Genomic DNA, 23089 nt, shown 5'->3' on the forward strand with positions numbered 1-23089 from the left:
CGGGTCAGGACCGGGCGTCGATCAGGGCCGGCAGCTCGGCCACCGAGCGCAGGACCTCGTGGGCGCCGGCGGCGCGGAGGGACTCGGCCGGGCGGCCGCCGGTCAGGACGCCGACGATCAGGCCCGCGCCCGCGGCCACGCCCGTGGCGGCGTCGGACTCGGTGTCGCCGACGACGACGAGGGAGGCGACCGAGCTGGCGCCGGTGCGCAGGAGGGCGGTCAGCGGCAGGTCGGGGTACGGGCGGCCGCGCCCGGCGTCGGCCGGGGTCAGGACCGCCTCGGCGAGGTCCTGCCAGCCCAGGGCGGCGATGACGGCGTCGGCGGTGGCGCGGCCGAAGCCGGTGTTGAACACCACGTGCAGGCCGCGCTCGCGCAGTTCGCGGACGGCCTGCTCCGCGCCGGCGATGGGCTCGCAGCGGCCCTCGTCGACCAGTTCGGCGTACGACTGCTCGAACGCGGTGTTGAGGCGCTGGGCGGTCTGCTCGTCGGCCAGGGCGCGGAACACCTCGATCTTGGACTGGCCCATGGTGACGCGGACGTGCTCCATGGCGGCGGCGCGGCCCGGGTTGTCGGGCAGGACCCGGTCGTAGGCGCGGGCGAAGCTCTGCTCGACGAGGCCGTCGTCCTTGACGGTCGTTCCGGCGAGGTCCAGCACCACAGTTTCGAATTGCATGACGTGTCCTTAGGTTTGCATGAGTTCGGCTACAACTGCCTCGCCGAGGCCGAGGCCGGTGGTCATCCCGATGCCGGTGGTGACCGAGACGATGCGCACTCCCTCGGCGGGGGCGGCGATGAGGAACGGCTCCGGGGCCGAGGCGTAGACGCCCTGCCAGCGCTCGCGGACCGGCAGGGCGGTCAGGCCGAACAGCTCGCGGGTGACGTCCGCGAGGGCCTGGAACGAGGCCTCGGGCTGGAACGGGGCGACGGTCACGCCGCGGTAGTGGGTGTCGCCGACGACGAGGGTGCCGTCGGGGCGCTGGGTGTACATCTGGTTCAGGTCCAGCGCGTACAGGTCCGGGTGCTGCGTCGACAGCCGCTCGCGCAGGGCGGTGGCGGCGGGGGTGGCGGCGAAGCCGGAGTACCGCAGCAGCGACCAGCCGGTGAGGACCGGCGCGGCCAGCGGGGTCCGCAGCGCGCCCGGCTCGACGAGCAGCATGTCGAGGCCGCAGCGCACGACGCCGGCCCGCTCGGCGATGTCCGGGTAGAGGTGGTCGACGTCGTGGCCGACGGCGATTACGACGTGTTCGGCGCGGATCGGGCCGCGGGCGGTGTGCAGCACGCCGTCCGTCACGCCCAGCGCCGCCGTGCGCCAGCGGAACTCCACGCCCTCCGAAGCCAGGTAACGGGCCAGGGCAGGGGCCGCCTCGCGCGGGTCGACCTGGAGGTCGCGGGGGAGGAAGGCGCCACCGACGGTACCGACGACGGGAACGCGATCCGCGAGCTGCTCCGCGCCGAGCAGCGTGACGCCGGGCTCGCCGCTCGCCCACTGCTCGAGCACGGCCAGCTCGTCCGCGGCCCGGGCGACGACGAGCGTGCCGGACTCGCGGGCCCAGAAGCCGGCCCGCGAGGCGTAGCGCAGCCACAGCTCGCGGGAGCGCTCGGCGTAGTCGCGGGCCGGCCCGCTCTGCGCGGTGATGCAGGCGTGGCCGAAGTTGCGCACGCTGGCCCCGACGATCGCGGCGGCCCGCTCGACGACGACCACCCGCAGGCCGCGCTCGTGTGCGGCCGCGGCGTGGGCCAGGCCGACGATGCCGGCGCCGACGACGGCCAGGTCGAACGCGTCGGTCACCGCAGGGCCCGGCGGATGACCATCGAGATGCCCTCGACGACCAGCACGACCGCCACGAGCACGAGGACGAACGCGGTGACCTGGTCGTAGCGGGAGACGCGGGTGGCGTCGATCAGGTAGTAGCCGATGCCGCCGGCCGCCACGATGCCGAGCACTGTGGCCGAGCGGATGTTGCTGTCGAACAGGTACAGCGTGTGCCCGACCAGCGCGGGCACGCTCAGCCGCGCCGTGGCCGAGAAGAACACCTGGGTGCGGGTGCCGCCGACGGACCGTACGGCGGTCTGCGGCCCCAGCGGTGCCTCCTCGAGGGAGTCGGCGATGAGCTTGCCGAGCAGGCCCACGCCGACGAACGCGAGGGCGATGGTGCCGGCCTGCGGGCCGAGGCCGGTGATGATGATCAGCACGATGGCCAGGATCAGCTCGGGGATCGAGCGGACGATGAGCAGCACCAGCCGTGCCCCGCCGCGCACGATCCCGTTGGGTGCGGCATTGCGCGACGCGAGGGGGCCGATCACGAGCGAGGCGATCAGGCTGAGCAGGGTCGCGGCGGCCGCGATCTCCAGCGTGATGAGCAGCGCGTCGAACACGTCGGACCAGGTGCGCGGCTCGATCGACGGCGGCCAGGCCCGCTCGAACAGCAGGGGGAGCTGCTTCCAGAACGTGAACAGGTCGAGCCACTTGGCCTGCGAGACGATCACCGCCCCGGCGAGCACCACCACGGTGGCCACGAGGCCGCCGGTCGAGGCGACGCGGTCCCGGGTCCACGGCCTGCGCAGAGCGGCGTCAACGGAGGCAAAATGCCCGCTTTGCGCAGAAGGGGAAGCAGTCCGCCGCCGTGCGAGCCGCGCCCCCAGGCTGTTCCCCGCGGGCGCGGTCCCCAGCAACTGCGCCCGAATCGAAGTAGAGATGATTTCGAAGATGACGCACAGCAGGAAAATGACCAGGGCGAAAGCCATGGCTCGCTTGTACGCCAACGACTCCAGCGCCAGCCGCAAGTCGTACCCGAGCCCGATGATCCCCGCGTAGCCCAGCAGCACCGACCCGCGCAGGTTGATGTCGCTGCGGTGCAGGGTGGTCGCGATCCACGACGGCAGCACCTGCGGGAAGATGCCGGACCAGAACTCCTGCCCGCGCGAGGCGCCGGTCGCCCGGACGGCGTGCCGCGGCCCCTCGTCGATCTGCTCGATGGCGTCGGCGAAGAGCTTGGAGATCATGCCGATCGAGTGCAGCGCGATGGCCAGGATGCCCGGCAGTGAGCCGAGCGTGAACAGCAGCACGAACAGCATGGCCAGCACCACGTCGGGCACCGCGCGGGTGACGACCCCGATGGCCCGCCCGATCGGGATCAGCCACGGGCGCGGGCTGGTGTTGCGGGCCGAGATGTAGGCGATCGGCACCGAGACGACCGCCGAGATGACCGTGCCGCACAGCACCACACCGAGCGTGATGCCGATCGACGTGAACAGGTCGGCCATCGGCGGGAAGCGCAGCGGCAGCATGCGGTCCAGGAACGGCTGCACCTTGTCGGCGCTCTCGGTGAACGTCTCGGCGGTGAACCCGATCCGGCTCAGCGACCAGACCGCGAACACCAGCAGCCCGATGAGCAGCACGCCGGCGGTCACGGCCGGCCGCGAGGGACCGGGCCGCCGGACCGCCTTCTCGAGGTCGACGGGTGTCTCGGTGGCGCTCACTTGGATTCCGCCAGCGAGGCCGTCATCCGCCCGTAGATGCGCATCGCGGTCTCCCGGGTCATCTCGGCCGCGGGCGAGTCGAGCACGACGCTGCCGCTGCGCATGCCGACGATCCGCTGCCCCCACACGAGCGCGAGCTCGACCTGGTGCAGGCTGCAGACCACGGTGAGCTGGTTCTCCGCGGCGATCTCGCGCAGCAGGGCCATCACCTGGTCGCTCGACTCGGGGTCGAGCGAGGCGACCGGCTCGTCGGCGAGCAGGATCTCCGGGCTCTGCATGAGGGCCCGGGCGATGGCGACCCGCTGCTGCTGGCCGCCGGAGAGCGTGTCGGCCCGCTGGTAGGCCTTGTCGAGCAGGCCGACCCGGTCGAGCTGGCTGAGCGCGCGCCGGCGCAGGTCGCGCGGGTACGCCGCGATCCCCAGCCGCGGCCCGCGCAGCCCCGCGAGCGCCCCGGTCAGCACGTTCTCCAGCACGGTGAGCCGGCTGACCAGGTGGAACTGCTGGAAGACCATGCCGATGCGCCCGCGCATCTTCCGCAGCTCGCGGCCGCGCAGGGCGCCGAGGTCCTCGCCGAGCACGGTGAGGGAGCCGCTGGTCGGGCTCTCCAGCCCGTTGATGTGCCGCAGGAGCGTCGTCTTGCCCGAGCCCGAGAGCCCGAGCAGGACGACGATCTCACCGCGGCCGACCGTCAGCGACACGTCCCGCAGGGCGGCGACCTGTCCGAAGGTCTTGCTGAGCCCGTGCACCTCGACCACCGCGGGTGCCGTGTCGTCGACCGTCATGGCGTTATGTCCTCAGCCCGCGTTGCAGGCCGCGGCCTTGGTCTGCTTGCACAGGTCGCGAATGATGTCGTACTTCGCGTCGTCGACCGGGGCAAGGGCGTAGAAGGTCTTCTTGAAGTTGTCGCTGTCGGCGTTGGGGATGCCGGCCGACTTGATCTGGTCGATCGTGACGTTCTGCAGGCCCGCGACGACCTTCTGCTTGAGGTCGGCCGGCAGCCCGTCGGCGATGGTCATCGGGGCGCCGATGACGAACGTCTTGGCGATGACCTTCAGGCCCTTCTGGGCGTCGACGGCCACGTCCTCGGCGAAGCCGGCCTCGCACTCGCTGCCCTGGGAGACCTTGAGCGCCGACGCGTCGTGCTTGCCGGCGAAGACCGGGGTCACGTCCTTGGTCGGGTCGATGCCGGCCTTGAGCAGGTTGTAGCTCGGGTACAGGTAGCCCGAGGTCGAGGTCTGGCTGACGAAGCAGACCTTCTTGCCCTTGAAGTCCTCGATCTTGCTGATCGCCGAGTTCGCCGGGGCGATGGCCTCGGAGTAGTAGCCGGGCTCCTGGCCCTGCTTGGTGATGATCGAGGCGAACGGCGTGATCTTGGCGCCGTTGTTCTTGGCCGTCACGTAGGTGAAGCCGGAGAAGCTGGCGATGTCGACCTTGCCGGAGACGGCGGCCTCGATCAGTGCGGCGTAGTCGGACGACTCGCGGTACTCGACCTTGAGGCCGGTGATCTTCGCGATGTAGTCCTGCAGCGGCTGGTAGTTCTGCTGCGTCGACGCGGTGTCCGGGACCACGCCGAAGATCAGCGTGCCGGGGTCCTTGGCGAACTTGCCGCCGGCGGCCGCGGCCGAGGAGTCGGCGGACGTCGAGCTGTCGTCATCCGAGCCGCAGGCCGCCGTGCCGGCGAGCAGTGCGGCCGCCGTGAGCAGGCTCAACGCCGCCCGAGCGGAGAACTTCATATGACCCACCTCAGTCGTTCAAACCCGTGATTGTCGGCCGTCAAGCTAGGGAGGTGATGTGAACGCAGCGGGAACGAGCCCCGCGACTTTCGCGAACGAGTGCCAAAGGTCCGGACCTGTAATCATTTCGTTATTCACGGGCCGTGCCCTAAGGTCGGAGCCCATGCGCTCCGGCATTCCCGCTCACGGCCGTGTCCCGAAGTACTACGCCGTGAAGGCGCTGATCCTCGACGAGATCGGCCACCTCGGCGTCGGCTCGCCGGTGCCGCCGGAGCGCGACCTGGCGGCCCGCTTCCAGGTCGCCCGCTCGACCGTCCGCCAGGCCATCTCGGAGCTGGTCATCGAGGGCCGGCTGACCGCGCAGCAGGGCCGCGGCACGTTCGTCGCCCCGCCCAAGCTCATCCACCCGTTGTCGCTGGTCTCCTACACCGAGGCGCTGCGGGCGATGGGCCGCGTGCCGTCGCGCATCGTCGTGACGTTCGAGGAGCGCCCGGCCGACGACGAGCTGGCCGCGGCGCTGGAGATCAAGCCGGCCGCGCCGGTGGTCGAGCTGGAGCGGGTGCTGCTGGCCGACGGCGAGCCGCTGGGCCTGGAGACCACGTACCTGCCGGCCGAGCGGTACCCCGACCTGCTGGGCGGGTTCGATCCGAGCGGTTCGCTGTACCGGTGGATGCAGGAACGACTCGGCGTCGTGTGGGCCGAGGCGACCGAGCGCATCGAGACGGCCCTGGCCAGCCCGCGGGAGGCGCTGCTGCTGCAGACCAACCCGGCGCTGCCCATGCTGCTCATGCAGCGGCTCAGCCGCGACCCGGCGGGCACCCCGATCGAGCAGGTCCGCTCGCTGTACCGGGGCGACCGGATCGGCTTCGAGACGCGGTTGGTATCGGGGAGGTAACAGGTACGAACCTTTCCGGCGCGTTCGTCGGGCCGTCCCCGCGGCGGCGCCCGGGGTTCAGCTCCGGCCCCGAAATTGCTCGGCATGTCCTATCGAAGACTGTTTATCGGTACCGTGGCCGCGCTCGTCGCCGCCGCCGGACTGACCGCGGCCGCCGCACCACCGGCCGCCGCCGCGACCCTGGCCACCCAGACCTTCGACGGCCTGGCCGGGCAACTGCAGCCGGCCCTCGACGAGTCCATTCCCGCCGGCACCCTCGGCTGGACCCACACCGCGCCGTCCGGCTGGTCGGTCGCGGTCAAGCCGGCCATGCCCGACGGCGTGCGCGAGTGGCGCGGCTGGTCGTTCACCACGATGCCGTTCTGGACCGGCGCCGACACCCAGGACCGCGGCAACTTCACGCGGGCCAGTGGCGTCTTCGCGGTCGCCGACCCCGACGAGTGGGACGACCGCGGCAGCCCCACCGCGAGCAGCACCTTCGACTCGACGCTCACCGGCCAGGCGGTCGACATCCCCGCCGGTACTTCGGCGCTGTACCTCGGCTTCGCCAGCCACTACCGCCAGGAGGGCAACCAGAAGGCCGACGTCACCGTCTCCTTCGACGGCGCGGCGGCGGGCACCGTCGTCCACTATGGACCGAACGCGGCCGACGCCAACGGCGGGGGCGACGCCGAGAACGCCTACGTGACGCGGGCGGTCGCCGTCCCGGCCGGGGCGACCACGGCGCGGTTCGCCTGGCGGCTCTACGACGCGGCCAACAACTGGTACTGGGCGATCGACGACGTGACGGTCGCGAACACGCCGATCACCGCTCCGCCCGCGCCGGTGCCCGACCCGGTCACCGCGCCGGCCCTGCCCAACGGCGTGAGCACCGACAAGACCCTCGTGATCGGTCTCGACGGGCTGCGCAACGACAAGATCACCCAGGCCGACGCGCCCAACCTGTGGAGCCTCGTCACCGGCGGCCTGTACGGCACGAGCCTGCTCTACAGCCAGCCGATGGCCCAGACGCTGTCCGGGCCGGGCTGGTCGTCGATCGCCACCGGCGCCTGGCCGGACAAGGTCGGCGTGCGGGACAACAGCTTCGCGGGCAAGCAGTACGGCCAGTTCCCCGATTTCCTCACCCGCATGGAACAGAACCGCCCGGCGCTGTCCACGTTCGCCGCCGTGGACTGGGCGGCGCTGGGCAACCAGGGCACCTTCTCCTCCGCGATCGACGGCCGGGTGGTGCTCGACGGCGATGGCAACGGGTACACGAGCCAGGACGCCCGCATCGCCGACGTCGCCGGCCGCGTGCTGCGCCAGCAGAACCCGGACGCCGCCTTCGTCTACCTGGGCGCGGTCGACGAGGCCGGGCACTCCTCGGGCGCGGCGAGCCCGGCGTACCTGGCCGCGCTGGCCCGCTCCGACGCGCAGATCGGCCAGCTGCTGGCGGCCGTGCGGGCCCGTCCCACGTACGCCGGCGAGCGCTGGCTGATCGAGGTGGCCACCGACCACGGCCACACCGACGCCGGCGGCCACGGCGGCAACTCGATCCCGGAGCGCCGCACGTTCGTCATCGCCAACGGCCCCGGCATCGCCGCCGGCCAGCGCCCGATCGACACCCGGCTCGTCGACGTGGCGGTCACCGCGCTCACCCACATGGGCGTGCCGGTGAACCCGGCCTGGAAGCTCGACGGCCGCTCGCTGTTCTCGTCGCGGGCCGACGACTTCGACGCCGCCTACCCGGCGCTGTCCGGCCGCGTCGACGAGACCGGCATCCCGGCCGGAGTGCTCGGCTTCAGCCACGCCGGCGTGAACGGCTGGAGCGTCGACAACAGCCGGATGCCCACCGGCGGGGTCACCGAGTGGCGGGGCTGGGCGCTGACCACCGACGAGTTCTGGACCCGCGCCGAGGCCGGGCAGTCCCGCGAGCTCGGCGTGCGCGGCCGCGGCGTGGTCGCGGTGGCCGACACCGACGAGTTCGCCGACAAGTCCGGCGGCAGCGCGTTCGACTCGTCGCTGAACTCCCCGGCCTACACCGTCACCGGCCGCACCTCGGTGACCCTGGCGTACACCACGCTGTACCGGCAGGAGGGCAGCCAGAAGGGCGACGTGCTGGTGTCGTTCGACGGCGGCGCGGCCACCACGGTCAAGGCGTACCGCGCCGACGCGATCGCCAAGGACGAGGCCCTGACCGTCGCCGTGCCGGCCGGCGCCCGTTCCATGCGCGTCACGTTCCGCATGTACGACGCGAACAACAACTGGTACTGGATGATCGACGCCGTCACCGTCCGCTGATCTGAGCGAGTACGCCCCTCCGCCCGCGTGGCGGAGGGGCGTACACTGTGCTCGCCATCTACGAATGGAAATGCGTCACACGGGGGTTTGACGTGACCGAACCCGAGCGCCATTCCTGGGACGAGCTCGTCGCGCGGGTCCGCGCCGAGTGGGGCGACCGCCTCGTGCCGATCGCGGCCGAGCACGTCGACCCGCGGGTCGAGCCGCGCACCCGCGACTTCCTGACCACCGTCGGGCTGCCCGACGCCCAGGTCCGCGACATCACGCCGATCCGCGACGAGCGGCTGCGGGAGCTGTTCGAGCGCGACGGGCGGTCCTACGTCGTCGTCGCCGCTCAGCGCCGCTACCGGTACGGGATCGACGCCGCGACGGGCTGGGTGCGCTACCTGCACGACGAGCCCGACTTCGAGGTCCCGGCCAACTCCAGCATCGCCGCGTTCGTGCTGGCCGTCGGGCTGCTCAAGCATCGGCTGGACGACCTGGAGGCAGGCACCCGCGAGTCCGTCGGGGAGGCCGTCGACACCATCTGGGACCAGCTGGAGGAGTGGGACCCCGACGGGCTCGAGGACCCCGAGGCCCGGTGGAACGTGCTGCTCAACGAGTATGCGGTGGAGTACGACTGATGATGCGGTACGAGATCCGCTTCGTGCTCTTCCGGCGCGGCCTGGCCGCCCTGCTCGCGCTCGTCGTCGCCGTCACCGCGCCCGGCCTGGCGCCCGCCGCCCTCGCGGCCCCGAAGCCGAACCCGAACTACACCATCGACCGGTTCGCCGAGGGCGAGCGGCTGCTCCTGCCGCTGCTCATGTCGCGCTACCGGCACACCGAGCAGACCCGCAACGACCCGAACATCGACAACTTCATCGGCTACGGGCGCAACCTCGCCGACGCGCACTGGCGCACCACCGAGAACGGCAAGACGATCGACTGGTACCTCACCGCGCCCAGCGTCAGCCCGTTCAAGGCCAACACCAAGGTCGCCCTCATCGACATCTTCCAGTTCGACGAGAGCACCGGGCTGTGGCGGCTGGTCGACGCGGCCGGCAAACAGCTGCTGGACGCCAAGGGCCAGCCCGTCGTGTGGGACAAGTCCTCGCAGGCCAGCCTGGCCGTGGACATGAGCCAGGAGCCGTCCCTGGCCGAGGACCTCAAGCAGGGCAAGCTGCACTCCGAGCCGAACATCCGCTGGGTGCTCGACCGCAAGGTCGGCCCGGCGCTCAACCGCGGCGACCTGGCCAACCTCGTCGACGAGGTCGGGTCGGAGAAGATGTTCTGCTCCGGGCCGAGCGACTGCGTCAACGAGCTGAAGCGGACCTTCTTCCCGAAGCTCCAGCGCGGGGTGATCCTCACCGACCTGCCGAGCGAGTCGATGCTCAAGCGCACGGCGTACCCGAGCGGGCCGGCCAAGAAGAAGGTCAGCGAGGAGGCCAAGCAGCAGGCGCGCGAGCAGCTCGCGAACAAGCAGTACTCCGACGCCGTGGTCGAGAAGGGCGTGCAGGACTGGGACAAGCAGGGCCGCCCGGTCGCGGCCGGCGCCCAGGTGGCGATGGGCGGCAAGGGCTTCGGCACCGGCTCCGGCAACGCCGCCGCGGCCGGCCCGGCCGAGCTCGCCGGCACCGACCCGGGCGGGATCGACTTCACCACGCTGCAGCTGCGGTACCTCGCGGAGAGCCCTGGCGGGGACCTGCGCTACGCGTACAGCGCGTCGCCGGCCGGGCCGGGCGTCGCCTCCGACGTCAACGGCGGGCGGGCGGCGATGGCCCAGATGTCCGACGCGTTCTACGTGTGGCTGAACCTGCCGACGTCGAAGTTCTGGGTCAACCTCAACCCGAGCGAGCCCGACCGGATCATCGACGCCAAGCTCGCCACCACCGACGTCGGGCGCATCCTGCTGCAGGCCGACCTCGACATGAAGAAGATGTCGGCCAAGCTGACCAACCCGAACACCGACCTGGGCCGGCAGTTCTGGGGCGAGCCGGACCCGGACGCGCTGGAGGAGTGCGTGGTCACCCGGCAGTGGATCGTGCCGAAGCCGGCCACGGTCTACCAGGCCGACGGCGGGATCTACATCCTCGACGCCCCGCTGGAGGTCAAGGCCGAGTCGCAGCTGTCCAAGGGCAAGTTCGGCGACCCGTCCTGCCCGGCGCCCAGCGACCGCATGGAGAAGGTCTTCGAGCAGCTCATCCTGCCCAAGGTCGAGGACGCGGTGAACCACGCGCCCGAGTTCGCCGAGCTGCGCCGGGTCTACCTGGCCCGGGTCGCCGCCGAGTGGTACCGCGAGCGCAAATCCGGCGCCCTGACCTCGATGATCGACAGCGGCGACGTGCACCGCTGGCCCGCGATGCAGTCCTGGCAGCCGAAGCAGGTGTTCGACGCCTACGTGAAGTCGTACCGCGACCACGAGTACAACGTGACGAAGAACGTCGATCGGGGCGGCTACCGGTACACCTTCACCTACAGCGACGGCGGCGTGGACTTCGGCGACGTCAAGTTCTCGGGCGTCGCCAAGAGCGAGTTCCAGCAGCAGTACGGCGATGTGTCCAAGGCCGTCGGCCAGTCCTTCGAGCAGCGTGCGCCGGACGCGCACAACCGCATCTGGCTGGGCGCGACGGCCCAGGTGAAGCCGAAGCCGCTCGACTACACCAGCGGCGAGGACCAGTACGCCGACGACGGGCCGCCGCCGGATCGCGCGCTGGAACCGGCGCGTTCGTACACCGCGATCTACGGCTGGACGCTCGCGGCCGTGCTGATGATGTTCGTCGCCGCGCTGTTCCTGGTGCTGGTGCTGAACGTGCGGGCCGCGACCCGGCGTTGATCCCGGGCCGAGACGGCCTGGCATGTGACCGCCGTCTCGGCGGCATCAAGAAGGCGTCAAGAAACGGGTCCCGGGCGTAGGGATTCTGCAAAGACACCTGGGCAGGGAAAACAGCCAGGTCTTCACTTGCAGCGGGCCGGATGGAAGGCCCTCGCGCAAGTGTCGAGGCAGGTGTTTCCCCATGCGTTCCCTGTGGGCCGCGCCGACCGGCATCACCCTGGCCGGCGGCGCCGCCGCGGTGGTGGCCACGGCGGCGTTCACGGCCGCCGTGTTCACGCCGCCGGAGCTGCTGGCCCGGCTCGTCGCGATGGCGGCCTGCGTCGCCGCGGTCGGGGTGTTCGGCGGGAACCTGCCCGCCGCCCTCGGCACGGCCGGCATCGCCTGGACCGTGCTCAACGGATTCCTGGTGAACCGGCTCGGCGTGCTCACGTGGCACGGCACCGCGGACGCGATCCGCCTCGCCGTGCTGCTCGGCGCGGCCACCGCCGGCTGGCTGGCCCTGCGCGCGCACCGTGCGCTGCGGCACCGGCGCGACGTCGTCCGGATGCGCGTCTGGCTCTACGGCGACGGGTTCACGTCGTCGGTACGCCCATACAAGGAGGCAAGCCCCCGTGGCTGATGTGGTGTTCGTCCTGCTGACGGTCGCGCTGTTCGCGATCCTCGGCCTGGCGGTGCGGGCGGTGGAGCGGCTGTGAACGCCGAAAACCTCGTCGGTCTCGTGCTCGCGGTCGCGCTCAGCGCGTTCCTGATCGCCGCCCTACTCTTCCCGGAACGGTTCTGATGGCCGGCATCCTCTTCATCGCCTCGCTGATCCTGGTGCTGGTGCTGCTGTACCGCCCGTTCGGCGACTACATGTACCGGGCGGTCACCGCGACCCGGCACCTGCGCGCCGAGAAGGTCATGTACCGCGCGGTCGGCGTCAACCCGGACGGCGAGCAGTCGTGGGGCGTCTACGCCCGCAGCGTGCTCGCCTTCTCCGCGGTGTCGATCCTGCTGCTGTACCTCTTCCAGCGCTTCCAGAACCACCTGTGGCTCAGCCTCGGCTTCGATCCGGTGGCGCCCGGCCAGGCCTGGAACACGGCCGTGAGTTTCGTGACGAACACGAACTGGCAGTCGTACTCCGGCGAGTCGACGATGGGCCACCTCGTGCAGATGTCCGGGCTCGCGGTGCAGAACTTCGTCTCCGCGGCCGTGGGTGTCGCCGTGGCGGTGGCCCTGGTGCGCGGGTTCTCCCGGGCCAGGACCGACCAGCTCGGCAATTTCTGGGTCGACCTGGTCCGCATCACGGTGCGCATCCTGCTGCCGGTGGCGATCCTCGGCGCCGTCGTGCTGATCGCGGGCGGTGTCGTGCAGAACCTTTCCGCCGGTACCGACCTGACGACCCTCGCCGGCGCCACGCAGCACGTCACCGGCGGCCCGGTCGCCTCGCAGGAAGCCATCAAGGAACTGGGGACGAACGGCGGCGGGTTCTACAACGCCAACAGCGCGCACCCGTTCGAGAACCCGACCGGCTGGACGAACTGGTTCGAGATCTTCCTGATCCTGCTGATCCCGTTCTGCCTGCCGCGGGTGTTCGGCCGGATGGTCGGCGACAAGCGCCAGGGCCTGGCGATCGCCGGCATCATGGCCATCCTTGCCATCGGCTCCACCATCGCGCTGAACGTCATCCAGATCCACCACCCGGGCACCGTCCCGACGGCGGTCGGCGCGGCCACCGAGGGCGTCGAGACCCGCTTCGGCGTGGCCCAGTCGGCGACCTTCGCGGCGGCCACCACGCTGACCTCCACCGGCGCGGTGAACTCCTTCCACGACTCGTACACCGCGCTGGGCGGCATGGTCCCGATGCTGAACATGATGCTGGGCGAGGTGGCTCCGGGCGGTACCGGATCAGGGCTCTACGGCATGTTGATCCTGGCCGTCATCACGGTCTTCGTGGCCGGTCTGATGGTCGGGCGGACGCCGGAGTACCTGGGGAAGAAGATCGGTGCGCGGGAGATCAAGTTCGCGTCGCTGTATCTGCTGACGACGCCCGCGCTCGTGCTGGTGGGCACGGCGATCGCGATGGGTTCGGACACGGCCCGCGCGTCGATGGCCAACCCGGGCGCGCACGGGCTTTCCGAGGTGCTGTACGCGTTCACGTCGGCGTCGAACAACAACGGCTCCGCGTTCGCGGGCATCAGCGTCAACACCGACTTCTACAACACCGCACTCGGGTTGTGCATGCTGCTCGGCCGGTTCCTGCCGATCATCTTCGTGCTCGGGCTGGCCGGCTCCCTCGCGAAGCAGCAGCCGACACCGGAGTCCGCGGGCACGCTCAAGACGTACCAACCCCTCTTCATCGGCATGGTCGTGGCCGTCACGGTCGTCGTCGTGCTGCTCACCTACCTGCCGGCGGTCGCGCTCGGCCCCCTCGCGGAAGGCATCCGATGACCGCGTTTCTCACGGCGCTGCGCAAGCTCAGCCCGTTCACGTTGTGGCGCAACCCCGTCATGTTCATTGTTGAAATCGGCTCCATTTACACGACGGTGCTCGCGATCACCGACCCGAGCGTCTTCGCCTGGGCGATCACGGCCTGGCTGTGGCTGACCGTGCTGTTCGCGAACTACGCCGAGGCGGTGGCCGAGGGCCGCGGCAAGGCCCAGGCCGCCACGCTGCGCAAGGCCAAGCAGGACACCGTCGCGTACTTGCCGGACGGCACCACGGTCCGCGCGAGCGAGCTCAAGCAGGGCGACGTCGTCGTGGTCGAGGCGGGGCAGATCATCCCGGGTGACGGCGACGTGATCGAGGGCATCGCGTCGGTGGACGAGTCGGCCATCACGGGCGAGTCGGCGCCGGTGATCCGTGAGTCGGGCGGGGATCGGAGCGCGGTGACGGGTGGTACGAAGGTGTTGTCGGACCGGATCGTCGTGCGGATCACGCAGCAGCCGGGGGAGTCGTTCATCGACCGGATGATCCGGCTGGTCGAGGGCGCCAACCGGCAGAAGACGCCGAACGAGATCGCGCTCAACATCCTGCTCGCCTCGCTCACCATCATCTTCATGCTGGCCGTCGTCACGCTCCAGCCCCTCGCCATCTACTCCGGCGGCCCGGTCTCCGGCATCGTGCTCGTCGCGCTGCTCGTCTGCCTCATCCCGACCACGATCGGCGCGCTGCTCTCGGCGATCGGCATCGCCGGGATGGACCGGCTCGTGCAGCGCAACGTCCTGGCCATGTCCGGCCGCGCGGTCGAGGCGGCCGGCGACGTGAACACCCTGCTGCTGGACAAGACCGGCACCATCACCCTGGGCAACCGGCAGGCGGGCAATCTGCTGCCCGTCGACGGCGTGAGCATCGACGAACTCGCCGAGGCGGCCCAGCTGTCCTCACTCGCCGACGAAACCCCCGAGGGCCGTTCCATCGTCGTGTACGCCAAGGAGCACCACGGCCTGCGCGAGCGTGACGTCACCGGCGCGCAGTGGGTCCCGTTCACCGCCCAGACCCGGATGTCCGGCGTGGACGTCGACGGCCGCGAGGTGCGCAAGGGCGCCGCCACCGCGGTCATGAAGTGGGTACGCGAGCACGGCGGGCACCCCACCACCGAGGTCGGCGCGATCGTGGACGCCGTCTCCTCGTCCGGCGGCACGCCCCTCGTCGTCGCCTCCCGCCGAGCGGGGGAGGACGCCCGCACGCTCGGCGTCATCCACCTCAAGGATGTGGTGAAGCAGGGGATGCGGGAGCGGTTCGACGAGATGCGCCGGATGGGCATCCGGACCGTGATGATCACCGGGGACAACCCGTTGACGGCCAAGGCGATCGCGGAGGAGGCCGGCGTCGACGACTTCCTGGCCGAGGCCACCCCCGAGGACAAGATGGCCCTCATCAAACAGGAACAGCAGGGCGGCAAACTCGTCGCGATGACCGGCGACGGCACCAACGACGCCCCCGCCCTCGCCCAGGCCGACGTCGGCGTCGCCATGAACACCGGCACCTCGGCCGCGAAAGAAGCCGGGAACATGGTCGACCTCGACTCCGACCCCACCAAACTCATCGAGATCGTCGAGATCGGCAAACAACTCCTCATCACCCGCGGCGCCCTCACCACCTTCTCGATCGCCAACGACATCGCCAAATACTTCGCGATCATCCCGGCCATGTTCGCCGCGATCTACCCCGGCCTCGACCGGCTCAACATCATGCACCTGCACTCGCCGACCTCGGCCATCCTCTCCGCCGTCATCTTCAACGCCGTCGTCATCGTCGCGCTGATCCCCCTCGCCCTGCGCGGGGTCCGCTACCGGCCCGGCCCGGCCGCCGCCATGCTGCGCCGCAACCTGCTCGTCTACGGCGCCGGCGGCATCATCGTGCCCTTCATCGGCATCAAACTCATCGACCTGCTCATCATGACCATCCCGGGGATCTCCTGATGCGACTCCCAGCCTGGCTCGCCCAGCACCTCGCCGCCCTCCGCGCCCTGCTCGCCCTCACCCTCGTGCTCGGCGTGGCCTACCCGCTGCTCATGCTCGCCATCGCCCGGATTCCGGGCCTGTCCGGCCACGCGGACGGCTCACTGCTCGACCGCGACGGCAAGGTCGTCGGCAGCGCCCTCATCGGACAGTCCTTCGTGGACGATCAGGGCAATCCCCTGAAGCAGTACTTCCAGTCCCGCCCCTCGGCCGCCGGCGACGGCTACGACCCGACGTCGACCTCGGCCTCCAACCTCGGCCCGGAGAACGTCAAACTGCTCAACCTCGTGTGCGAACGCAGCAAGGCGGTCGGCGAACTCGAACACGTCGACGGGTCCCGCCCCTACTGCACCCCCGGCGGGACCGGCGCCGTGCTGGCCGTGTACCCCGACCGCGCCGTGAGCGTCAACGAGCTCTGCCCGGCGGCGCCGTTCATCCAGCAGTACCAGGGAAAGCCCGTCGTCTGTGCGAAGGACGGCGAGGACTACGGCGACGGCGTGCAGACCCCCATCCGGGGCGACGCGCCCGCGAACCCCGTGGTGCCGGCTGACGCGGTCACGGCCAGTGGCAGCGGGCTCGACCCGCACATCAGCCCGGCGTACGCCGCGTTGCAGGTGCCCCGGATCGCCGCCGCGCGCGGCCTGTCCGAGGCCGACGTGCGCAAGCTGGTGGCCGAGCACACCGACGGCCGCGCCCTCGGCTTCCTCGGCGAGCCGGGCGTCAACGTCGTCGAGCTGAATTTGGCCCTCGACCGGAGGTAGCCGAGCGAAGCCCCCGGCCCGCCACTCCCGAGCAGGGTGGCGGGCCGGGCCCGTCGGCGGAAAGGCAAACCGTTGCACCGCACCAGAGTTCTCATCGTCGACGACGAGCCCCAGCTGCTGCGGGCGCTGCGGATCAATCTGCAGGCCCGCCAGTACGACGTGGTCACCGCCGGCGACGGCGCCGCCGCGCTGCGGGCCGCGGCCGAGCAGCATCCGGACGTCGTCGTGCTCGATCTCGGCCTGCCCGACCTGGACGGCCTCGAGGTGTTGCGCGCCCTGCGGGCCTGGACGCCCGTGCCGGTCGTGGTGCTGTCCGGCCGGCTCGGCAGCAGCGAGAAGGTCGCCGCCCTCGACGCCGGCGCCGACGACTACGTCACCAAGCCGTTCAACGTCGACGAGCTGCTGGCCCGGCTGCGCGTGGTCGCCCGCCGCCGCCGCCCCGAGCCGGAGCAGGCGACCGTCGTGCGCGTCGGCGACTTCGACGTGGACCTCGTCGCCCGGGACGTCCGCCACGCGTCCGACCCCGCGCAGCGGCTGCACCTGACCCGGACCGAGTGGCGGCTGCTGGAGCTGCTGCTGCGCCACCCCGGCCGGCTCGTCGGGCACCGGGAGCTGCTGCAGCACGTCTGGGGCCCGACGTACGTCGGCGAGACCCACTACCTGCGCCAGTACATGGCCCAGCTGCGCCGCAAGCTCGAACCCGACCCGGCGCGGCCCCGCCATCTGCTGACCGAGCCGGCGATGGGGTACCGCTTCCAGCCGTAGAGATTGCGTCAAGGACCCTTCTCGAACCGCCCCGCCGGTGTCAGCGTTGCTGGCGTGACCCTCACGCAAATCCTCCCCACGTTGCGCTCCTCCCTCCCGCCCCATCTCGACGCCGGCGTGTGGCCCCGCTCCACCCGCTGGTCCGAGCGCGGCGACCTGTGCGTCGCCGGCGTCAGCCTGGCCGCCCTGGCCGCCGAGCACGGCACCCCCACGTACGTCGTCGACGAGTCCGACGTGCGCGAGCGCTGCCGGGCCTACGCGGCGGCGTTCGGGGCGGCCGACGTGGCGTACACCGGAAAGGCCTTGCTGAGCATCGACGTGGCGCGCTGGGTGGCCGCCGAGGGACTCGGCCTCTACGCGGGCTCGGCGGGCGAGGTGCGCGTGGCGGCACTGGCGGGCTTCGCCATGGACCGCGTGGTGCTCTACGGCAGCGCGAAGTCCACAGAGGACCTCGACACCGCGTACGCCGCCGGGGTGGGCACCATCGTCGTCGAGTCGCTGGGCGAGATCGACCGGATCGCCGCCACCGCCCCGGCCGGCCAGCGCGTGCTGCTGCGGCTCCTGGCCGGCCCCGCGGATCGCGCCGACCGCCGCTTCGGCCTGCACGTCGCCGACGGGGAGGCGGCCGCCGCGGTGGCCCGGATCGCGGCCCGGCCGGGGCTGCGCCTGGCCGGCTTCGACTGCTCGATCGGCCACCAATTGAACCGCTTCAGCTTGTACGAGCAGGAGCTGGGCCGCCTCTGCTCGTTCGCCGCCGCACACGGGATCGTCCCGGAACGGCTGAACCTGGGCGGTGGGCACGCCGTGGCCTACCGACCGGCGGAGCTGGACCTGGCCCTGGGCGCCTTCGCCGCACGGATGCGGGCCGTGCTGCACCTGGAGGCCGGGCGGCACGGGCTGCCGACGCCGCGCCTGACCGTTTCGCCGGGCCGCGCCGTGGTCGCCCGCGCCGGGGTCACGGTGTACCGGGTCCTGGCCGTGACCGAGACCCGCGCCGGGGGCCGCCTGGTGGCCGTGGACGGCGGCATGTCGGACTGCCCGGCGACGGCGTTGTGCGGCAGCCGGCACAGCGCGCTGCTCATCGGCCGGGCCGGTGCGGACCTGGCGCCGGCGGTGGTGGTCGGGCGGCACAACGACGCCGATGACGTCGTCGTGCCGGATGCCTCGCTGCCGGCGGACGTGCGTCCGGGGGATCTGCTCGCGGTGGCGGGGACGGGCGCCTACCACCATGCGCGGGCCACGAACTTCCACCTGGTGACCCGGCCGGCCCTGCTCGCCGTGGCCGGCGGGCGCTCCCGGGTGCTGGTGCGCCGGGAGTCGCTCGACGACCTGCTCGCCCGGGACCTGGGCCGCTGAGATGGACGTGACGATGTGAAGGACCTCGACGCCATGAGTGGACTGCTCGCCGTGCGCCTCGGGGCGGTGCGGGTGTGGCCGGAGCGGATGGCCGCCCTGCGGGCCGCCGTCGACGGGCTCGGCGTGGCCGAGACGGCCGCGGCCCGGGAGTTCGCCGTCGTGCGGGCCAAGATAGCGGCCCCCGGCCTGCCGACCCCGCCCCGCGCCGGGCAACGCCGCTAGGCCTCGGCGGCCGCGGTTGCGACCTCAGGAGTCGCGGCGGGCGTCGGTTCCGTTGCGCGGGCCGGGAGGGCGAAGGACAGCACGATCGCCAGGCCGGTGAAGCCGACCGTCCACCAGAAGGCGACGTCGAAGGCGTGGGCCGGGGTGCCGGCGGTCGAGGCCAGGATGACCGCCAGCAGGGCCACGCCCGCCGAGCCGCCGACCTGTTGGGCGATGCGGGTCACGGTGCTCGCGTGTGGGATTTTGGCGTGGGACAGGCCCTGGAACGCCACGCTCATCAGGGGGATCAGCACCATGCCGAGGCCCAGGCCGCGGACGAACAGGGCGGCCAGCAGCGGCCAGGTCGTCGTGTGCGCGTCGGCCAGGGCGAACGGGACCGTGGCCACGCCGACCAGGATGAAGCCGGCGATGGAGACCCAGCGGGCGCTGATGCGGTCCAGCATCCGGGCGGCGACCGTGCGGCTCAGCAGCGAGCCCACGCCCTGCGGGATCAGCAGCAGGCCCGCGTCCAGCGCCGAGTTGCCCCGCAGTTCCTGCCAGTAGAGGGGGAGGAGGAGCATCGCGCCGTACAACGAAGCGCCGGACAGGAACAGCAGGGACGTCGCGGCCCACGTCGGGCGGGAGCGCAGCACCTCCAGGTCGACCAGGGGCTCGCCGCGGCCGCGCAGGGCCCACAGGACGAAGGCCACCAGGAGGACGGCGCCCAGGATCATCGGGGCCAGGACGTCCGCGCGGGTGAAGCCGCCGGCGCCCGAGACGTTGGACAGGCCCCAGAGCAGGGCGACCAGCGCGGGGGAGAGCAGGGCCAGGCCGACGACGTCCAGCCGGACCCGCCGGGCCGGCTGGTCGGCCGGGATCAGCCGCGCGGCCAGGACCAGGCCGAGCAGGCAGAACGGCACGTTCACCAGGAACAGCCAGCGCCACGAGCCGACGCCCAGGATCAGGCCCCCGATGACCGGGCCCAGGATCGGGCCGAGGGCGGCGGGCAGGGCGACGACCGACATCAGGCGGGCGCGATCGGGGCCCTGCGCGGCCTGCATGACCATCGTCATCATGAGCGGCATCATCGCGCCGCCGCCGAGGCCCTGCAGCACGCGGAAGCCGATCAGGCTGGGCGCGTCCCAGGCGAACGAGCAGAGGACCGAGCCGAGCAGGAACGCGGTCAGGGCGTACATCCACAGGCGCTTGGCCCCCATCCGGCCCTGCAGCCAGCCGACGAGCGGGATGACCACGCCCAGGGCGAGCAGGTACGCCGTGCTGATCCACTGGATGGTCCCGACTCCGGTGTCCAGATCGGCCGCGAGCTGGTGCAGCGCCACGCTGACGATGGTCGAGTCGAGGATGACCGTGATGCCGCCCACCAGCACCGCGATGGCGGTGCGCAGGGCTTTCGGATCGATGCTGGACATGCGTTCCGCCTTTTAAGATACGCGTTTGTACCTAACGAGCTTCACGGTACGTGCCCGTGTTAAGATACGCAAGTGAGTCTTAAGACCCGTCGGCGCGGAACGGAGCTGGAGGACGCGATCCTCGCGGCCGGGTGGGACGTGCTGGTCGAGCGCGGCTACCACGGCTTCACCTACGAGGCGGTCGCCGAGCGCGCCGGGACCAGCCGGCCGGTGCTGTACCGGCGCTGGCCCCAGCGCGAGGACCTGCTCCTGGCGACCGTGGCGAGGTCCTGGTCCGCCGCGCCGATCGAGATCCCGGACACCGGGCACCTGCGCGAGGACATGCTCGGCTTCCTGCGCAACGCCGACGCGGGCCGCTCGCGGACGATCATGCTGGTCGGTGTGCAGTTGATGGAGTACTTCCGGGAGACCGGCACCAGCTTCGACGAACTGCGCGCGCACCTTCGTCCGCCGGGTCAGCGCAACGGCTGCGAGGTGATTGTCGAGCGGGCGGTGGGGCGGGGCGAGCTGCCGGACGTACCATATCCGGCTCGTGTCGTGGTGTTGCCCTTCGACCTGCTGCGCCACGATCTGCTCATGACCATGCGGTCGGTGCCGGACGAGAAGATCGTGGAGATCGTCGATGTCATCTGGCTGCCGCTGCTGCGCGTGACCGCCTCCGAAATTCGGTTGACGGCACCGATAATCTGATCCTCCGTACCTCCGTGAGGTCGAGGGGGCCCGTCCCCTTCGATCCACAGGAGTCCCGATGCGCCGGGCGCCCGCCCTGTCCTTCCTGCTCGTCACCGTCTTCGTCGACATGCTCGGCCTCGGCCTGATCGTGCCGATCCTGCCCGCCCTGATGACCGCGCTCACCGGCGACGCGGCGGCCGCGGCCCGCTGGTCCGGCCTGATCGGCTCCAGCTACGGGCTGCTGCAGTTCGCCTCGGCCCCGCTGCTGGGCCGCCTCGCCGACCGGCACGGCCGCCGCCCCGTCCTGCTGCTCTCGCTCGCCTTCCTCGGCCTGGACTACCTCGCGCACGGCGTTGCGTCCTCGGTCTGGCTGCTGGCCCTGTTCCACGGCCTCGCGGGCGCGTGCGCGGGCACCAACACGGTCGTCAACGCCTACATCGCCGACGTGGTCCCACCGGCGGGCCGCGCCCGCGCGTACGGCCTGGTCGGCGCGGCGTTCGGTGCCGGCTTCGTGGCCGGCCCGGTGCTGGGCGGCCTGCTCGGCTCGGTCGATGTGCGGCTGCCGTTCCTGGCCGCGGCGGCCCTGGCGTTCGCGAACGTCCTCTATGGATGGTTGCTGCTGCCCGAGTCGCGGCGCGGGACCCGCGGCCCGGCCGCGAATCCCTCGTTCGTTGGATTGTTCCGCCGCCCGGTGCTGGGCCGGCTGGCCGTGGCGCGTGCGTGCGCCGACGTCGCGCGGATGACGAACCAGGCGGTGTGGACGTACCTCGTCACGTCGCGGTTCGGCTGGGACACCGCCCACCTCGGCGTTGTGATGGCCGCGGGCGCTCTGGCCGGCGTTGGATTTCAGGCCCGCCTGGTCGGCCCGCTCGTGCGCGTGCGGGGGGAGCGGCGCGCGGCCGTGCTCGGCAGCGCCCTCGGCGCGGTGGTGCTCGCGGGGACGGCTTTTGTGGAGGTACCAATGGCGCTTCATGCCCTTCAGGCGCTGGGCGTGCTCGCCTCGGTGGGCGGTGCGGCCGCGCAGACCTGGCTGTCCCAGGCCACCGGCCCGGACGAGCAGGGCGCCGTGCAGGGGGTGTTCACGGGCATCGGCGCCCTCGCGGAGGCGGCGGTCCCGGTCGCGGCCGGCGCGGCGTTCGCGTTCTCGCCCAGCCTGCCGTTCCTGGCCGCCGCGGTATTCGCCCTGGGCTCGACCGTGGTGCTGATGTCCGCTATCCAACAACGTTGATGCGTTCGCCGGTCGCCGGGCCTACGCTCGGCGACCGATGGAACTCATCGCCAGCGCCGACGTCGCCGCCGACAACATCCTGGACTTCTCAGTGACCCCGGCGGCCCAGGCCTACGTCATCGCCGAGCACATCGTGCGCGTCCCGCGCTGCCAGGTGCTCGCGGTGGGCAGCCTGTCCAACGTGCAGCCGCCGGACTACCCCTTCCCGGGTGTACCGTCGGCGCCCCGGTATTTCTCCACCGGCGCGCACGTCTACGTCTCCCTGCAGGACGGCGCCACGGGCAAGTGGGACTACACGGTGACGGCGCGGGCGGAGTCCGCCGACTGCCGGGCCGTGGGCTTCCGCGTCTTCGTCCACCAGGGCTGGGCGGGCGGCGTGGGGCTCGTCTTCCGCACCGGGATCGCGCCGCTGCCGTACGGCAAACTGGTCCTGGAGCACTACCGGATCGTGTTCGACGCCATCACCGGCATCATCTGCTACACGGCGACGACCTCCCGCTCGGGCAAGCCGGACGACGACGGCGACGACCCGGACGAGTACGCCTTGCGCGCGGCGCGGGAGTTCGCCGCCGACGGCGTCCAGTTGCGGGTGCGCTCGCTGGACCGCCCGCTGCCCGCGGGCCGCCACTTCCGCGTCGACCCGGCGAGCGGCGCCGTCATCGAGGTCCAGCAGCGCCCTACGCCCTGAACTCGTACCGCCCGTCGGCCCCGCGCGCGAGCGGCCGCACATCGACGACGGCGTCTACGTTGAGCGGGCCGTACACGTGCGGGAAGGGCTCGTCCCAGCCCGGTGCGGCGTCCCACTGCAGCGGCGCGGTCAGCCGCGCCTCGTCGATGGCGAGGACGACGAGGCCCTCGTCGTCGCCGTAGATCAGGTTCGCCACCGGGGCGACCTGCGCCGCGGTGCCGCCGTGCATGAAGCCCTGCTCCTCGATGGTGCGGCCCTTGGTGGACAGGCGGTACTCGCCGTCGTGCTGGGCCCGCTCCCAGTCATCCGCGAACGCGATGTGGTAGATCAAGTCCCCGCCCCCCGT

The 23089-nt window shown here is 71.6% G+C and carries 22 protein-coding genes; 15 read left to right on the forward strand and 7 right to left on the reverse strand.

All coding sequences use genetic code 11. The annotated features are described in order from the left end of the window. Nucleotides 1-4: 4 nt before the first annotated feature. The 5 genes from ACQP00_RS23725 to ACQP00_RS23745 are packed head-to-tail and all read right to left on the reverse strand — an operon-like array spanning nt 5 to nt 5213. Nucleotides 5-673, reverse strand: a complete 669-nt coding sequence (locus ACQP00_RS23725; protein ID WP_433222534.1) for a phosphonatase-like hydrolase — start codon at nt 671-673, stop codon at nt 5-7. A 9-nt stretch (nt 674-682) separates the two neighbouring features. Next, nucleotides 683-1789, reverse strand: coding sequence for a TIGR03364 family FAD-dependent oxidoreductase (locus tag ACQP00_RS23730; RefSeq protein WP_433222536.1), 1107 nt, complete (start codon nt 1787-1789; stop codon nt 683-685). Further along, nucleotides 1786-3480: a phosphonate ABC transporter, permease protein PhnE gene (gene phnE / locus ACQP00_RS23735; RefSeq protein ID WP_433222538.1), complete on the reverse strand. Its 1695-nt coding sequence runs from the start codon at nt 3478-3480 to the stop codon at nt 1786-1788. The genes ACQP00_RS23730 and phnE overlap by 4 nt, the downstream gene beginning before the upstream one ends. After that, nucleotides 3477-4262 carry a phosphonate ABC transporter ATP-binding protein gene (phnC, locus tag ACQP00_RS23740; RefSeq protein WP_433222540.1) on the reverse strand — a complete coding sequence of 262 codons (786 nt, stop codon included), beginning with the start codon at nt 4260-4262 and terminating at the stop codon, nt 3477-3479. Before phnC ends, phnE begins: the two co-directional genes overlap by 4 nt. Nucleotides 4263-4274: 12 nt before the next feature. Next, on the reverse strand, nt 4275-5213 hold the full coding sequence (locus tag ACQP00_RS23745; protein WP_433222542.1) for a phosphate/phosphite/phosphonate ABC transporter substrate-binding protein: 939 nt from the start codon (nt 5211-5213) through the stop codon (nt 4275-4277). Nucleotides 5214-5376: 163 nt separating this feature from the next. Between ACQP00_RS23745 and ACQP00_RS23750 the strand changes: the two genes are divergently transcribed. The 12 genes from ACQP00_RS23750 to ACQP00_RS23805 all read left to right on the forward strand — a co-directional run bounded on the left by ACQP00_RS23750 (nt 5377) and on the right by ACQP00_RS23805 (nt 18746). After that, nucleotides 5377-6108 carry a GntR family transcriptional regulator gene (locus tag ACQP00_RS23750; RefSeq protein ID WP_433222544.1) on the forward strand — a complete coding sequence of 244 codons (732 nt, stop codon included), beginning with the start codon at nt 5377-5379 and terminating at the stop codon, nt 6106-6108. 84 nt (nt 6109-6192) lie between these two features. Beyond that, a complete protein-coding gene (locus ACQP00_RS23755) occupies nt 6193-8388 on the forward strand; it encodes an alkaline phosphatase family protein (protein WP_433222546.1) in 2196 nt (731 codons plus the stop codon). Nucleotides 8389-8480: 92 nt separating this feature from the next. Then, entirely contained in the window at nt 8481-9011 is a 531-nt protein-coding gene (locus ACQP00_RS23760) for an SUKH-4 family immunity protein (RefSeq protein WP_433222548.1), read from the forward strand. Then, the gene (locus tag ACQP00_RS23765; protein WP_433222549.1) at nt 9011-11200 is read left to right on the forward strand and encodes a hypothetical protein; all 2190 of its coding nucleotides are present in this window, start codon (nt 9011-9013) and stop codon (nt 11198-11200) included. The genes ACQP00_RS23760 and ACQP00_RS23765 overlap by 1 nt, the downstream gene beginning before the upstream one ends. A 181-nt stretch (nt 11201-11381) precedes the next feature. After that, on the forward strand, nt 11382-11819 hold the full coding sequence (locus ACQP00_RS23770) for a hypothetical protein (RefSeq protein ID WP_433222551.1): 438 nt from the start codon (nt 11382-11384) through the stop codon (nt 11817-11819). Nucleotides 11820-11891: 72 nt separating this feature from the next. After that, a complete protein-coding gene (kdpF, locus tag ACQP00_RS23775; RefSeq protein WP_433222552.1) occupies nt 11892-11981 on the forward strand; it encodes a K(+)-transporting ATPase subunit F in 90 nt (29 codons plus the stop codon). Then, a complete protein-coding gene (gene kdpA / locus ACQP00_RS23780; protein ID WP_433222554.1) occupies nt 11981-13630 on the forward strand; it encodes a potassium-transporting ATPase subunit KdpA in 1650 nt (549 codons plus the stop codon). The genes kdpF and kdpA overlap by 1 nt, the downstream gene beginning before the upstream one ends. Then, the gene (gene kdpB / locus ACQP00_RS23785; protein WP_433222556.1) at nt 13627-15603 is read left to right on the forward strand and encodes a potassium-transporting ATPase subunit KdpB; all 1977 of its coding nucleotides are present in this window, start codon (nt 13627-13629) and stop codon (nt 15601-15603) included. Before kdpA ends, kdpB begins: the two co-directional genes overlap by 4 nt. After that, nucleotides 15603-16403: a potassium-transporting ATPase subunit C gene (locus ACQP00_RS23790; RefSeq protein WP_433222558.1), complete on the forward strand. Its 801-nt coding sequence runs from the start codon at nt 15603-15605 to the stop codon at nt 16401-16403. The genes kdpB and ACQP00_RS23790 overlap by 1 nt, the downstream gene beginning before the upstream one ends. 72 nt (nt 16404-16475) lie before the next feature. Continuing rightward, entirely contained in the window at nt 16476-17168 is a 693-nt protein-coding gene (locus ACQP00_RS23795) for a response regulator (RefSeq protein ID WP_433222560.1), read from the forward strand. Nucleotides 17169-17222: 54 nt separating this feature from the next. Beyond that, nucleotides 17223-18524 carry a diaminopimelate decarboxylase family protein gene (locus ACQP00_RS23800; protein ID WP_433222562.1) on the forward strand — a complete coding sequence of 434 codons (1302 nt, stop codon included), beginning with the start codon at nt 17223-17225 and terminating at the stop codon, nt 18522-18524. 15 nt (nt 18525-18539) lie between these two features. Next, on the forward strand, nt 18540-18746 hold the full coding sequence (locus ACQP00_RS23805) for a hypothetical protein (RefSeq protein WP_433222563.1): 207 nt from the start codon (nt 18540-18542) through the stop codon (nt 18744-18746). Here ACQP00_RS23805 and ACQP00_RS23810 read toward each other — a convergent pair. Next, entirely contained in the window at nt 18743-20155 is a 1413-nt protein-coding gene (locus ACQP00_RS23810) for a DHA2 family efflux MFS transporter permease subunit (RefSeq protein WP_433222564.1), read from the reverse strand. The two genes, ACQP00_RS23805 and ACQP00_RS23810, sit on opposite strands and share 4 nt — an antisense overlap. A 72-nt stretch (nt 20156-20227) precedes the next feature. On the opposite strand from ACQP00_RS23810, the gene ACQP00_RS23815 reads away from it, so the two are divergent. Genes ACQP00_RS23815 through ACQP00_RS23825 form a run of 3 tightly spaced genes read left to right on the forward strand, consistent with a single transcriptional unit; the run spans nt 20228 to nt 22743 of the window. Continuing rightward, complete coding sequence (locus ACQP00_RS23815) at nt 20228-20845, forward strand: TetR/AcrR family transcriptional regulator (RefSeq protein ID WP_433222566.1); 618 nt, start codon at nt 20228-20230, stop codon at nt 20843-20845. A gap of 58 nt (nt 20846-20903) precedes the next feature. Then, a complete protein-coding gene (locus ACQP00_RS23820) occupies nt 20904-22055 on the forward strand; it encodes an MFS transporter (RefSeq protein ID WP_433222568.1) in 1152 nt (383 codons plus the stop codon). 37 nt (nt 22056-22092) lie between these two features. Further along, complete coding sequence (locus ACQP00_RS23825) at nt 22093-22743, forward strand: hypothetical protein (protein WP_433222569.1); 651 nt, start codon at nt 22093-22095, stop codon at nt 22741-22743. Here the strand turns inward: ACQP00_RS23825 and ACQP00_RS23830 are convergent. Further along, nucleotides 22733-23074 (reverse strand): DUF952 domain-containing protein, encoded by a 342-nt coding sequence (locus ACQP00_RS23830; RefSeq protein ID WP_433222571.1) that lies wholly within the window; start codon nt 23072-23074, stop codon nt 22733-22735. The two genes, ACQP00_RS23825 and ACQP00_RS23830, sit on opposite strands and share 11 nt — an antisense overlap. Nucleotides 23075-23089: the final 15 nt, after the last annotated feature.

Origin of the sequence: Dactylosporangium sp. CS-047395, assembly GCF_050942185.1 — a bacterium.
Lineage (GTDB): Bacteria > Actinomycetota > Actinomycetes > Mycobacteriales > Micromonosporaceae > Dactylosporangium.